14 protein-coding genes are annotated in these 12,043 nt (G+C 53.4%); 13 read left to right on the top strand and 1 reads right to left on the bottom strand.

Annotated elements, in window-relative coordinates; all coding sequences use genetic code 11:
• Nucleotides 1-96 precede the first annotated feature (96 nt).
• From CIG75_RS13680 to CIG75_RS13630, 11 genes are all read left to right on the top strand, one after another.
• Complete coding sequence (locus tag CIG75_RS13680; protein ID WP_227874225.1) at nt 97-930, top strand: electron transfer flavoprotein subunit beta/FixA family protein; 834 nt, start codon at nt 97-99, stop codon at nt 928-930.
• Nucleotides 931-951: 21 nt separating this feature from the next.
• The gene (locus tag CIG75_RS13675) at nt 952-2,049 is read left to right on the top strand and encodes an electron transfer flavoprotein subunit alpha/FixB family protein (RefSeq protein WP_094237142.1); all 1,098 of its coding nucleotides are present in this window, start codon (nt 952-954) and stop codon (nt 2,047-2,049) included.
• A gap of 14 nt (nt 2,050-2,063) precedes the next feature.
• A complete protein-coding gene (locus CIG75_RS13670; protein ID WP_094237141.1) occupies nt 2,064-3,365 on the top strand; it encodes an FAD-dependent oxidoreductase in 1,302 nt (433 codons plus the stop codon).
• On the top strand, nt 3,362-3,652 hold the full coding sequence (locus tag CIG75_RS13665; RefSeq protein ID WP_227874224.1) for a ferredoxin family protein: 291 nt from the start codon (nt 3,362-3,364) through the stop codon (nt 3,650-3,652). The genes CIG75_RS13670 and CIG75_RS13665 overlap by 4 nt, the downstream gene beginning before the upstream one ends.
• A gap of 90 nt (nt 3,653-3,742) precedes the next feature.
• Nucleotides 3,743-4,180: a GNAT family N-acetyltransferase gene (locus CIG75_RS13660; protein ID WP_094237139.1), complete on the top strand. Its 438-nt coding sequence runs from the start codon at nt 3,743-3,745 to the stop codon at nt 4,178-4,180.
• Between the two features lie 30 nt (nt 4,181-4,210).
• Entirely contained in the window at nt 4,211-4,720 is a 510-nt protein-coding gene (lspA, locus tag CIG75_RS13655) for a signal peptidase II (protein ID WP_094237138.1), read from the top strand.
• Nucleotides 4,721-5,046: 326 nt separating this feature from the next.
• On the top strand, nt 5,047-6,954 hold the full coding sequence (abc-f, locus tag CIG75_RS13650) for a ribosomal protection-like ABC-F family protein (protein ID WP_094237137.1): 1,908 nt from the start codon (nt 5,047-5,049) through the stop codon (nt 6,952-6,954).
• On the top strand, nt 6,954-7,730 hold the full coding sequence (modA, locus tag CIG75_RS13645) for a molybdate ABC transporter substrate-binding protein (protein ID WP_094237136.1): 777 nt from the start codon (nt 6,954-6,956) through the stop codon (nt 7,728-7,730). The genes abc-f and modA overlap by 1 nt, the downstream gene beginning before the upstream one ends.
• 68 nt (nt 7,731-7,798) lie before the next feature.
• Nucleotides 7,799-8,455, top strand: a complete 657-nt coding sequence (gene modB / locus CIG75_RS13640) for a molybdate ABC transporter permease subunit (protein WP_094237135.1) — start codon at nt 7,799-7,801, stop codon at nt 8,453-8,455.
• Between the two features lie 102 nt (nt 8,456-8,557).
• Nucleotides 8,558-10,396, top strand: a complete 1,839-nt coding sequence (gene typA, locus CIG75_RS13635) for a translational GTPase TypA (RefSeq protein WP_094237134.1) — start codon at nt 8,558-8,560, stop codon at nt 10,394-10,396.
• The gene (locus tag CIG75_RS13630) at nt 10,375-10,629 is read left to right on the top strand and encodes a YuzB family protein (RefSeq protein WP_094237133.1); all 255 of its coding nucleotides are present in this window, start codon (nt 10,375-10,377) and stop codon (nt 10,627-10,629) included. Before typA ends, CIG75_RS13630 begins: the two co-directional genes overlap by 22 nt.
• 30 nt (nt 10,630-10,659) lie before the next feature.
• Here the strand turns inward: CIG75_RS13630 and CIG75_RS20770 are convergent, their stop codons facing one another.
• Complete coding sequence (locus CIG75_RS20770) at nt 10,660-10,818, bottom strand: hypothetical protein (RefSeq protein ID WP_157729553.1); 159 nt, start codon at nt 10,816-10,818, stop codon at nt 10,660-10,662.
• A gap of 190 nt (nt 10,819-11,008) precedes the next feature.
• Here CIG75_RS20770 and CIG75_RS13625 point away from each other — a divergent pair, with 190 nt between their 5' ends.
• Both CIG75_RS13625 and CIG75_RS13620 read left to right on the top strand, forming a co-directional pair.
• Nucleotides 11,009-11,461, top strand: coding sequence for a pyridoxamine 5'-phosphate oxidase family protein (locus tag CIG75_RS13625; protein ID WP_094237132.1), 453 nt, complete (start codon nt 11,009-11,011; stop codon nt 11,459-11,461).
• A gap of 116 nt (nt 11,462-11,577) precedes the next feature.
• A complete protein-coding gene (locus tag CIG75_RS13620) occupies nt 11,578-12,027 on the top strand; it encodes a hypothetical protein (protein WP_227874223.1) in 450 nt (149 codons plus the stop codon).
• Nucleotides 12,028-12,043: the final 16 nt, after the last annotated feature.

The raw sequence follows: 12,043 nt of genomic DNA, 5'->3' as shown, positions 1-12,043 counted from the left end.
GTAATACGTTAGATTATCTAACATATCTTTTTTCTTTCATACATCCTGCGGATTGTTCATATGTATCGAAATAGGACAAACGCTTAGGGGGAAGTCATGATGCTACATATCGTGGTCTGTGTTAAACAAGTGCCGGACTCCCGGGAGATTCGCATCGACCCAAAGACGAATACGCTGATTCGCGACGGGGTTCCGGCGATTGCGAATTTTTATGATCTGCATGGATTGGAAGAGGCGCTGCGCATCAAAGAGACGGTGGGCGCTAAAATCACGGTGGTCTGCATGGGACCTCCGCCTGCGGAGAAGTCATTGAAACAATGCATCTCGCTTGGTGCTGACGGCGCAGTTCTCGTCACCGACCGCGGTTTTGCAGGTGCGGACACGCTCGCCACATCATATGTGCTGGGTCTGACGATTCAGAAAGTGTCCGCCGTGTTCGGTCCGGTAGACATCGTGTTCTGCGGCAAGCAAACGCTCGATGGCGATACAGGACAAGTGGGTCCGGGCATTGCCTGCCGTCTCGACTTGGAGCAGTTGACCTACGTGTCGAAAGTGGAACATATCGACGTGGACAAGCGGCGCATCACCGTCCAGCGCCTGCTCGAGGACGGGGTCGAGGTGGTGCAGACCAAGATGCCCGTTTTGATCACGGCGCTCAAAGAATTGAACAAAGTGCGTCGCGCGCCGCTACCAGGTATGATTCGCGCCGCACAATTCAAGCCGGTGATTTGGACAACCCAAGACTTTCCGGAACTGGACCGAAGCAAGATCGGTCTGAAAGGGTCCCCGACGATCGTGGCCAAAACGTGGGTTCCCGCATCGAAACAGGTCAACACCGCATTTCTGGAAGGCGATACGCCAGAAGCGGTGGCAGGTGCTGCGCTCGAGAAGCTTTGGGAAACGGAACTGCCGACCCGCTTCGGATGGTAATCAAAGGGAGGTGTTATCAAAATGGCAGCAGAGAACAAAAAGCAGAACGTGCCTGACGATATGCCCGACTGGTCGGCCTATCGCGGTGTGATGATCTTTGTCGAACAGCGGGCCGGTCACGCGAAAAGCGTTTCTTGGCAATTGCTTGGTGAGGGACGGAAACTGGCCGACAAATTGGAAGTCGATCTGATCGCTCTTGTCATCGGCCACGATGTGGACAATTTGGCTAAGGACGCGATCGCATACGGAGCAGATCGCGTGTACATCGCCGATGCTCCGGAGTTGAAAGACTACCGAACCAGACCGTACTCACGGGTGGCACTTCAGGTGATTCGCGAGGTCAAACCGGAGATCGTGCTCTTTGGAGCGACGGCGACGGGCCGTGACTTAGCAGGCGCGATTGCCACGCATTTGCCGACCGGACTCACCGCCGACTGCACCATCCTTGACGTGGAACCGCACCCGAGTCGTCTCTTGCTAGCGTCCCGCCCCGCTTTTTCTGAGAAGATGTTAGCGACAATCCTGTGCAAGCAGTATCGCCCACAGATGGCGACCGCCCGCGCTGGTGTGTTTGAAGCCGCACCGTATGATCCGACGCGCCAAGGCGAGATTCACTCCGTACCATCGCTGATGGCAGAAGAGGAAATTGACGCGCAGGTGCTGCAATTCATCGAGGCGACGGAGCGTTTTGACCTCGAAGAAGCGGAGATCATCGTCGCAGGGGGCCGCGGCCTTGGCGGGCCCGATTCGTTTCAACTGCTCCAAGAGCTGGCCGATGCGCTGGGCGGTGTGGTCGGAGCATCACGCGCTGCAGTCGATGCGGGCTGGATCGGGCACGCCCATCAAGTCGGACAGACAGGTTACACGGTACGCCCGAAACTCTACCTTGCTGTCGGGATCTCCGGAGCTGTGCAACATCTGGTCGGCATGCAAAACTCAGACTGCATCCTCGCGATCAACCGTGATCCAGATGCGCCGATCTTTAAAGTGGCCAATTTCGCAATCGTAGGCGATCTGTTCAAGATCGTTCCGGCGTTGACCGAGGCGATCAAAGCAAAGCGGGCGGCACAATCGACTGCATCAGCCCAAGAGCCAATTCCGCAAGAGGTCGTCGACTAGGAGGAGAAGAGGACATGGAAAAATTTGATGCAGTCGTCGTCGGCGCTGGTCCGGCAGGAGCCGCCGCAGCTCTGACGATGGCGCGTGCAGGGCTGTCGGTCGTGCTGTTGGAGCGAGGGGAGTTCCCCGGTTCGAAAAACGTCTTTGGCGGTGTGATCTATCGCAAGCAGTTGGAGGACATCGTGCCAGAGTTCTGGAAGGAAGCGCCGCTGGAGCGCAAAATAATCGAACAGAACTTATGGATCATGGGTCAAGAAGCGGTGACCAAGCTCGGGCACAGAAATGAAGGATTTAAAGATCCTGCGAACTGCTGGACAGGGATGCGGGTGAAATTTGATCAGTGGTTTGCCAACAAAGCGGTAGAAGCGGGTGCCTTGCCCGTCTACGAAACGGTCGCGCTGGAATTGATCCGCGAAGGCAACAAAGTGGTCGGTGTTCGCACCGATCGCGAGGATGGCGACCTCTATGCGGATGTGGTCGTCATCGCCGATGGGGTCAACTCGCTGCTTGGCAAATCGCTTGGCATTCACAAGGAGTGGGCGCCCGATCAAGTGTCACTGGCCGTGAAAGAGCAGATTTTTTTGCCGAAAGAAAAGATTCTAGACCGTTTTGGGCTGGAAGGCGATGAAGGGGCGACGATCGAGTTTGCCGGGGAAACATCGCTTGGCATGACCGGTCTTGGTTTTCTGTACACCAACAAGGAATCGATCTCGCTTGGCATCGGCGTGATGGTGTCAGACCTGAAAAAAAGCAGGGTCAAGCCCTATCATCTGCTCGAAGAGGTCAAAAAGCACCCGGCCATTCGTAAACTGATACAGGGTGGAGAAACGAAGGAGTATGCAGGGCACCTGATTCCGGAAGGCGGTTTGCATGCGGTGCCGCAGCTGTCTGGCGATGGCTGGGTCGTCTGCGGCGACGCGGCGCAACTGATCAACTTCGTCCATCGGGAAGGGACCAACCTCGCGATGACCTCCGGGCGATTGGCTGGTGAAGCGATCATCGGGGCGAAAGAAAAAGGCGACTATTCAAAATCCGCCTTGTCGCTGTACGACCGCCAAGTGGCCGCTTCGTTTATCCGCAAAGACCTCAAGAAATATCAAGGTTTGCACGGTCTGCTCAATGAGATCGATCCCAAATTGCTCTTCTCCGACCTCCCGCGGGCGCTCAACGCTGCCGCTTTTGAGATGCTCAAGGTCGATGGAAAGAGCAAAGCGGAAAAACAACGCTATGCGATCAACCAGATCAAACAGACGGCCGGCGGCACATGGGATCTTGTCAAACTGGGCTGGAAGGGATGGAGGGCGATCAACGGATGAGTGAGAACAAAGGTTCAACGATCGAGGAAAAGCTCTATACGATTCGCTATAAAGTGGACGACATCTCACACTTGATCATCAAAGATCAACAGGTGTGCGTCAAATGTGAGACCAAAGAATGCAACGACTTCTGCCCGGCCGACGTGTATTCCTGGGCAGACTTGACCACGCACGTAGCTTTTGAAAACTGCATTGAGTGCGGTACGTGCCGCATCGGTTGCCCAGACTACAACATCGAGTGGGTCTACCCAAAAGGCGGTCATGGCATCACGTACAAATTTGGTTGAGCAACACAGAGCTCTCGTTACCGCGAGGGCTCTTTTTTTGTTAAAATGAGAAGACTACATTTTCAAGCATTTCCTGAGGAGGAACTACATATGGCAATCCGCACCGAACAGATTACAACAGAAGAACAATACGGACTTGCGCTGGAGATTCGAATGATCGTGTTCGTTCAAGAGCAAAACGTGCCGTCGGAGATCGAGGTGGATGAATATGAGAATGAAGCGATCCACGTGCTGGCCTATGATGAAGCTGGCCGTCCGGTGGCGACGGGCCGCATTCGACCGTACACGGACGGGGCGGGCAAGATGGAGCGCATCGCCGTGAGGAAAGAGGGGCGGGGCAAAGGATACGGGGCTGCCATCATGCATAAACTTGAAGAAATCGGGCGTGAGCAGGGATTTGTCAAGTTTATTTTGGAAGCGCAGACGCACGCAGAGACCTTTTATGAGAAACTCGGCTATGCCAACATCTCAGATGAACCGTTTTTAGATGCAGGTATCTGGCATGTGCGCATGGTCAAACAAGCATAGACGAGGCGAATACGGAGAGGAGACGAGAGGATGAACAAGAACCTTCTGGTGTTTTGGCTGTCCGCTTCCTTCGTCTTTGCTTTCGACCGAGTGACTAAAGTATGGGCGGAACGCACCTTGACGCTTGGCGAAAAGGTGCCTGGTATCGACGGCTGGTATGAGTGGTCACTCTTTTATAATCCAGGTGCTGCAGGCGGGATTTTCAGCGGGCATCTTGAATTTTTGATCACCGTTTCTGCACTGGCGGTGATCGCGCTGGTCGGGTTTATGGTCAAAGGTCGTCACGATCGCAACCTGTGGCTGCAGATCGGCTTGGGGCTGATGCTTGGCGGAGCGCTTGGCAACCTGTTTGACCGCGTGTTTTATCAGCATGTGATCGATTTTATCAACCCGATCGGTGAATCGCATATCTTCAACATTGCCGATAAAGGGATTCACTGGGGATTGTACCTCTGCTTGCTCGGATTGTGGCTTTCTCGGCGCAAGTTGAACAAAGCGGCACAAGCGAGCGCGCCCGAGCAGCAAAGATTGGAGCAATAGTCTGAAAATCAGGCTTGCCAGTGGCGCTAAGTTGATGTATAGTGAGTACAACTATTTATGTAAAGGGGGTGTAGGCAGGATGAATACTCAATTCGTCAACAATCAATTGTCCCAGATGTCATTGGCAGTTCTGGGAAAATGCGGGAATGCTCCAATTTACGGGATCAGTATGTCCAAATTTAACCCAATTGATGTTGAAGAAATTGAGAAATGACTCCTGCCTATACCACGATCGATGGTAGCACAGGCCGCGGGGAAATTTCCCCGCGGCCTTTTTGCGCACCGTTTTCGGGAGGGCAGTTGTTCACCCGAGGAGGAAATCGAAAATGATCGTAAGCGTACAACACGTGCAAAAATATTATGGTGCGAATCTGGTGCTTTCCGACGTCACGCTCGAGATTAAGCAAAAGGACCGCGTTGGCTTGATCGGGCGCAACGGAGAGGGGAAGACGACGCTGTTCAAACTGATCAGCGGCGAACAAAAGCATGACGGCGGACAGATTCACATTCGCAAAGGGACGAAGATAGGCAGTTTGGCCCAGATTCCCAACTACGGGGATGAGACGACCGTGTATGAAGTGATCGCCCGCGGTTACACCGAACTGCGCGCCTGTCAGCGGCAGATGGGAGAGCTGGAAGTCAAGATGACCGACCCGGCCGTGTTTGAGGTAGAGGCGCAACTGCAAGCGGTGCTTGCAGAGTACGATCGGTTGCGCGAACGCTTTGAGCGTGAAGGCGGCTATGAGATGGAAGCGAACATCGAACGAGTCGCCAACGGTTTGCGCGTGCCAAACGAGCAATATCAACGACCATTCGCCTCGCTATCTGGCGGGGAGAAAACCAAGATCGGTCTGGCCGCCTTGCTGTTGGAGCAGCCCGATTTGCTGTTGCTCGACGAGCCGACCAACCATTTGGACATGAAGGCGATCGAGTGGCTGGAAGGCTATCTGAGCGAGTATGACGGCACGGTGGTGATCATCTCGCATGACCGCTACTTTTTGGATAAAGTGGTGACGAAAGTGGTCGAGATTGAGGACGGCGAAGCGTTCACCTACCACACCGACTACAGCGGGTATCAGAAAGAGAAAGAAGAGCGGCTACTGCTGGAATTTGCGCATTTTCAGGAGCAGCAAAAGCAGATCAAGAAGATGCAGGAAACGATCAAGCGCTTGTACGATTGGGCACGACGCAACCCGCAGAATCCGAAATTCCACCGTCAGGCCGCCTCGATCCAAAAGGCGCTCGACCGCATGGAGAAGCTGAAGCGTCCGAAGCTCGAGCAAGAGGCGATGGACCTGCACTGGAAGTTGAAGGACCGCTCCGGCGAACGGGTCGTGGTGATCGAAGAAGCAGCCAAATCGTATGGGCCACGCCTGCTGTTCCAAGGGGTCAGCGATGTGCTGACCTATGGCGAGCGAGTCTTTCTGATCGGTGACAACGGAGCGGGTAAGAGCACGCTGTTTAAAATGATCCTCGGGCGCGAAACGGCAGATGCGGGCAGTGTGCGCTTGGGCGCACGCGTGGAAGTCGGGTACTTGGCGCAGGAGGAAGCGCCGCAAGACGAAGAGAAGACCGTTTTGCAGTACTTTAAGGATGAGGTCAGGATGGAGGAAGGGCAGGCGCGCGGCCAGTTGGCGCGGTTCCAATTCTTTGGCCCAGACGTGTTTCGACTGGTCAAAAACTTGTCTGGCGGTGAATGGAGTCGCCTGCGTCTGGCGCTGTTGATGTTTCAAAAGCCCAATCTGCTCCTGCTCGACGAACCGACCAACCATCTCGACATCGTGTCCCGCGAAGCACTAGAAGAGGCGCTTGATGAGTTTCCGGGGACGATTTTGGTCATCTCTCATGACCGCTATTTTATCAATCGCCTCGCCGACAAAATCTGGGCGCTGGAAGGTGGCGGGCTGACCCGTTATCTGGGCGATTTTGATGAGTATAAGGAACAGCAGAGGGATGTCCAGCCGCATGAGCGGGTGCACACACCTGTAGAAATTCAGCAACCGACCCGATCAGAAGTTTCTGAGGCCACAAAGAAGGTAAATCCGTACCAAAAAGCCAAATTAGAAGCGATGATCGCAGAGCTCGAGGAGAAATTAAAATACCTCGATACCGAGCTTCTCGACCCGGAAAATAGTACAGATTCCTCGAAGCTGAATGTACTCTTGGAAGCGCGCGATTTGGCGCAGGTCGAGTTAGATGAGGCGCTGGAGAGATGGATGGAGATGGATGAGTAATGAAAAAGAGCTGGCTTCTTTTACCGATCGCAGGGTTGTTGGCATTGGGATGCGCAACGGCAGAACCTGTGGTGCAGAAAGAGGAGATCATCCTCTCGGCAGCTGCAAGTTTAGCTGAACCGCTTGAGACGATCAAAGCGAATTTTGAAAAAGAGCATAAAGACGTGGCAGTGACGATCAATCTGGGCGCCTCGGGAACTTTGCAAAAGCAGATCGAGCAAGGTGCTCCGGCCGATCTCTTCTGGTCGGCGGGGAAAGGGCAGATGGACGCGCTGGAGAAGCAGGGCCTGCTGGTGGATGGAACGAGACGCGATGCGGCTGTGAACCGATTGGTATTGATCGTACCGAGCGAAGGGAAGCAGGCGTCGGCGCTCACCTCGTTGGCAGATCTGGCCAAACCGGACATCAACAAAATCGGCTTGGGCACACCGGAGACGGTACCAGCAGGAAAATATGCGCAAGAAGCTCTGACTCATGAAGGTGTCTGGGACGTCGTGCAACCGAAAGGGGTGTTCGGTAAAGATGTCAAACAGGTGCTGACCTATGTCGAGCGTGGCGATGTCGACGCGGGGATCGTCTACCGTTCGGACGCACTTTCCTCCAACAAAGTAAAGATTGCAGTCACAGCGCCGGAAGCTTCCCACTCTCCGATCGTCTACCCATTAGCGGTGCTCAAACAGACGAAACATCAGGAGAAATCGCAAAAGCTGCTCGACTATTTGACTAACGAACAGTCCCAAGCCATTCTCGAAAAAGCGGGCTTCGATAAAAAGTGACGTGGTGCCGCACGCACGATGACAGATGATTCGTGCAGCGCTTTTGGAGCAGAAGGGACGAGAGGATCATGATAGGTGAATCGTTCTGGTCTCCCGTTTGGCTGTCACTCAAAGTCGCCGGATGTGCTACGCTGATCACCGTAATTCTTGGCACGCTCATCGGTAAGTGGATGGCACGGCGGGAGTTTCATGGGAAAATGGTGCTGGAGTCGATCCTGTTGCTCCCGATGGTGATGCCCCCGACGGTGGTCGGCTTCGGACTGCTCGTCGTGTTGGGGCGTTCCGGTCTGGGTCAAATTTTTCCGGACAACGGGATTTTGTTTTCGTGGTATGCAGCGGTGATCGCCAGCTCCATCGTTTCGTTTCCTCTGATGTATCAAGCGGCGAAAACAGGTTTTGAGATGATCGATAAGGAGCTGGAGGCGGTTGCCACGACGATGGGAGCCAACTCTTGGCAGGTGCTATGGCATGTCACGCTCCCACTGTCATGGCCAGCGCTACTCTCTGGCTTTTTGTTAAGTTTTGTAAGAGCAACGGGCGAATTTGGTGCGACTTTGATGGTCGCAGGCAACATTCCAGGTCGCACGCAGACCCTGCCGCTTGGTATCTACAATGCCGTGGAAAGCGGACAGAATGGACTTGCTTGGGCATGGGTGATCTGTTTGTTTCTATTTTCCTTCTTCATGATGTGGTTGATCAGGCGACTTGGGGCAAAGACTACGTAATGCCCAGAGTCGTCTCTTCTTTGTGGATTTGTAGTGGCACGAATTCGAATTCTGTGGCAGAATGTGAAATGTGTCTCTATGGAATGTAGGTAGGAGGAAATTATGAAGCATCAAGAAGCTCTTCGAAATATTGCGATTATTGCCCACGTTGACCATGGGAAAACGACCCTCGTTGACAAACTCTTGCAACAATCTGGTATCTTCCGCGCCAACGAACAAGTGTCTGAGCGCGTGATGGACTCCAACGATCTTGAACGCGAACGCGGGATCACGATCCTCGCGAAGAACACCGCCGTGAGCTACGGCGACTACACGATCAATATCGTCGATACCCCGGGACATGCTGACTTTGGTGGCGAAGTGGAACGGATCTTAAAAATGGTTGACGGCGTATTGCTCGTCGTCGATGCGTTTGAAGGCGTCATGCCGCAAACGAAGTTTGTCCTGCGCAAAGCGCTTGAGCAAAACCTCAAGCCGATCGTCGTCATGAACAAAATCGACCGCCCGACAGCGCGTCCGGAAGAAGTCATCGACGAAGTGCTCGAACTGTTTATCGAACTCGATGCGAACGACGAACAACTCGAATTCCCGGTGGTCTATGCATCGGCGCTCAATGGCTATGCGATGCTCGACTACAAACAGCCTGGCGAAGACATGAAACCGCTCTATGATGCGATCATCGAGCACATCCCGAGTCCGGCTGTTGACCCGGATGCGCCCTTGCAACTCCAGGTCAACATGCTCGACTACAGTGACTACCTCGGCCGCATCGGCATCGGCCGCGTTCATCGCGGTAAAGTTAAGGTCAATGAACAGGTAGCGGTTATGAAGCGTGACGGCAAAGTAGAACGCCAGCGCATCGTCAAGCTGTTTGGCTTCCAAGGGCTCAACCGCATCGAAGTCGAGCAGGCGGAAGCGGGCGATCTGATCGCTTTCTCCGGTCTTGGCGAACTGAATGTGGGGGAAACGATCGCTGACTTACAGAATCAAGAAGCCTTGCCGCTTCTGCATATTGACGAACCGACTCTGCAAATGACGTTCATCGTCAACGATTCTCCGTTTGCGGGTCAGGAAGGCAAGCATGTCACCTCGCGTAAACTGCGCGATCGTTTGTTCCAAGAATTGGAAACTGACGTATCGATGCGCGTCGATGAAACCGATTCGCCCGATGCGTTCGTCGTTTCTGGACGTGGGGAATTGCACCTGTCGATCCTGATCGAAACGATGCGCCGCGAAGGATTCGAACTGCAAGTATCCAAGCCGCAGGTTATCTTCAAAGAGATCGACGGCGTGAAATCCGAACCGTATGAGCATCTGCTGATCGACGTGCCGGAAGATCATATGGGCTCTGTCATGGAGCGTCTCGGTCTGCGCAAAGCAGACATGACCAACATGATCAACTTTGGCAATGGCAACGTGCGTTTGGAGTTTTTGATCCCTGCGCGCGGTCTGATCGGTTTCCGAACCGAGTTCTTGACGATCACTCGCGGCTTTGGCATCATGAACCATTCCTTCCACAGCTACATGCCGTCCAAAGGCTCGATCGAAGGTCGCCACATGGGCGTTCTCGTCGCTGCTGAAACTGGCACGTCCAGCACCTATGGGATCGAAGGTCTGGAAGACCGTGGGGTGATGTTCATCCACCCGGGTACCGAAGTGTACGAAGGTATGATCGTCGGCGAGCACAACCGTGACTCCGACTTGACGGTCAACCCTTGCAAGACCAAAGCGGCGACCAACGTCCGTTCTGCGACGAAAGATGACACCACGCGCCTGAAAGTTCCGCGCATCATGTCGCTGGAAGAAGCGCTTGAATACTTGAACGACGATGAATACTGTGAAATAACGCCGAAATCGGTGCGCCTGCGCAAGAAGTATCTCAAGAAAAATGAGCGTGACCGCTTCGACAAGGAGAAGAAGTGGGCGAAAATAAACGGGTAACCGTCGATTTTTGCAATGGGAACTTGATGTCGTTCACTCAGGAACTTTTTCTGCGCTTGCGGGAAGAACATCCAGAATGGACAGTTTCTCGTTACGGCTGCCTCACTAACTGCGGTGAGTGCGCGGTACGCCCATTTGCCTTTGTGGAAGATGAGATCGTCTCGGGCCATGACTTGGCAGAGTTTGAAGTCAAGTTGTTGGCATTGATCGAGAAAAAGACCCTGACACTTTAGTGTCAGGGTCTTTTTCCATTGGTGACGTCGTTAGGCCATTTGTTCGTCCATGCTGACAAGAGGTACTGCCTCTTTTGCTCGTTGACGACCCGCCTCGAGCCAATCCTCTTCTGCGAGATGGTTCGCCGCCACCAGATCCTCGTTCCAACTTGCGACGATGTCGCCGATGCGAGAATGCGTGGTCTGCACTGCAATACCTCCTTTTGATAGGAATCGAAGCACACTTCGTTCCACTTGTTAGAATGTAGTAAAGCCACGCTTCCTATTCGTGACAGAATCTGCCCGGCCACGTATGGGAAGGGGCAAAAAATGCTATAATGACTTATAGAAAGTCTTGGCAACACAGGGCTGCAGCTCGATCGGAAAGGGGTTCACAAGGATGGCTGAACAAGCAACAAACCAACTATCAGAGGACCTGGTCAATTTTCTGCAGGGGGAGCAAATTGTACTGCTTGCTTCCATCGATGCGGAGAACGGTTCGCCGAATATCCTCTGCATCTCCTGGCTGTTGGCCACAGGTCCAACGACGCTTCGACTGGCGATCGATGGCCGCTCCAAGCTGTTGCAAAACATTGCAAAGAATGATCTTGTGACCGTGACGGTGTTGGGGCTGGGAACGGCAACCGCGATTACTGGTCGCGCGAAACAGTACATTGACAAATTAGCAGGTGTCTCCTTGAACATGGCTGGGGTGGAGATTTCGATCGATGCTGTCCGCGACGTGATGTTTTACGGAGGCAAGCTCACGAATCAATTGGTGGCTGACAAGACGTACGACAAAACGTTGGCCAAGAAATATGACACAGAAATTTTTACCGCCTTGCGTCACTAGCAGGAGCGTCATTTGGGAGGATAAATGCGGGCAGTCTTCAGCAACATGAGGACGTGCCTTTTTTTCCAAGCGAATCGAGTATACATAACATGTCTTGCACTGAGGAGGGACGCACGTTGGAGAAGCCGTTTTCGTATCCATTGACGATGAAGAATGGAAAGGTGTTCGACGCGGCCGGGAAGGATGTTACGGAGCTTTATCAGGAGTACAAGCAGTCTGAGGCTGCCGAGAAAATGGTAGCTGCGCTGGAAAAATTGGCAGGAGTCAAGCAGCAATCTCTTCCGACCAAGCGTATGTTGTTTATAGATACAGCATACAAGTATTCGGCGGTGATCGAGACGTTTATCGGCGATGACCTCTCGGAGCGTCTCAATCTAGCCTATGCGGGTAAGGTCGAAGAAAATGAATCGGGCGAATGGTACCTCAACAAAATGAATCGCAAGATCATCGAAATCGAAAGTTTGGCCCAATTGTACAGTCTGGTCTCGCGTGGCGACATTACGATGGACATGGCAGAAATCGCGTGGGATAATCGTGAATCCTGCTTTTACATGATCAAAAGGTAAAGTTGGTCACTTTTAG

This window comes from Tumebacillus algifaecis, from assembly GCF_002243515.1.
GTDB classification, from domain to species: domain Bacteria; phylum Bacillota; class Bacilli; order Tumebacillales; family Tumebacillaceae; genus Tumebacillus_A; species Tumebacillus_A algifaecis.
The sequence above is the reverse complement of the archived record's forward strand: the minus strand, read 5'-3'. Positions and strand labels throughout refer to the sequence as shown.

What these genes read in the sequence shown, in the direction of transcription:
- CIG75_RS13680 (WP_227874225.1), top strand. Translation starts at nt 97, where the DNA reads ATGATGCTACATATCGTGGTCTGTGTTAAACAAGTGCCGGACTCCCGG.
- CIG75_RS13675 (WP_094237142.1), top strand. Translation starts at nt 952, where the DNA reads ATGGCAGCAGAGAACAAAAAGCAGAACGTGCCTGACGATATGCCCGAC.
- CIG75_RS13670 (WP_094237141.1), top strand. Translation starts at nt 2,064, where the DNA reads ATGGAAAAATTTGATGCAGTCGTCGTCGGCGCTGGTCCGGCAGGAGCC.
- CIG75_RS13665 (WP_227874224.1), top strand. Translation starts at nt 3,362, where the DNA reads ATGAGTGAGAACAAAGGTTCAACGATCGAGGAAAAGCTCTATACGATT.
- CIG75_RS13660 (WP_094237139.1), top strand. Translation starts at nt 3,743, where the DNA reads ATGGCAATCCGCACCGAACAGATTACAACAGAAGAACAATACGGACTT.
- lspA (WP_094237138.1), top strand. Translation starts at nt 4,211, where the DNA reads ATGAACAAGAACCTTCTGGTGTTTTGGCTGTCCGCTTCCTTCGTCTTT.
- abc-f (WP_094237137.1), top strand. Translation starts at nt 5,047, where the DNA reads ATGATCGTAAGCGTACAACACGTGCAAAAATATTATGGTGCGAATCTG.
- modA (WP_094237136.1), top strand. Translation starts at nt 6,954, where the DNA reads ATGAAAAAGAGCTGGCTTCTTTTACCGATCGCAGGGTTGTTGGCATTG.
- modB (WP_094237135.1), top strand. Translation starts at nt 7,799, where the DNA reads ATGATAGGTGAATCGTTCTGGTCTCCCGTTTGGCTGTCACTCAAAGTC.
- typA (WP_094237134.1), top strand. Translation starts at nt 8,558, where the DNA reads ATGAAGCATCAAGAAGCTCTTCGAAATATTGCGATTATTGCCCACGTT.
- CIG75_RS13625 (WP_094237132.1), top strand. Translation starts at nt 11,009, where the DNA reads ATGGCTGAACAAGCAACAAACCAACTATCAGAGGACCTGGTCAATTTT.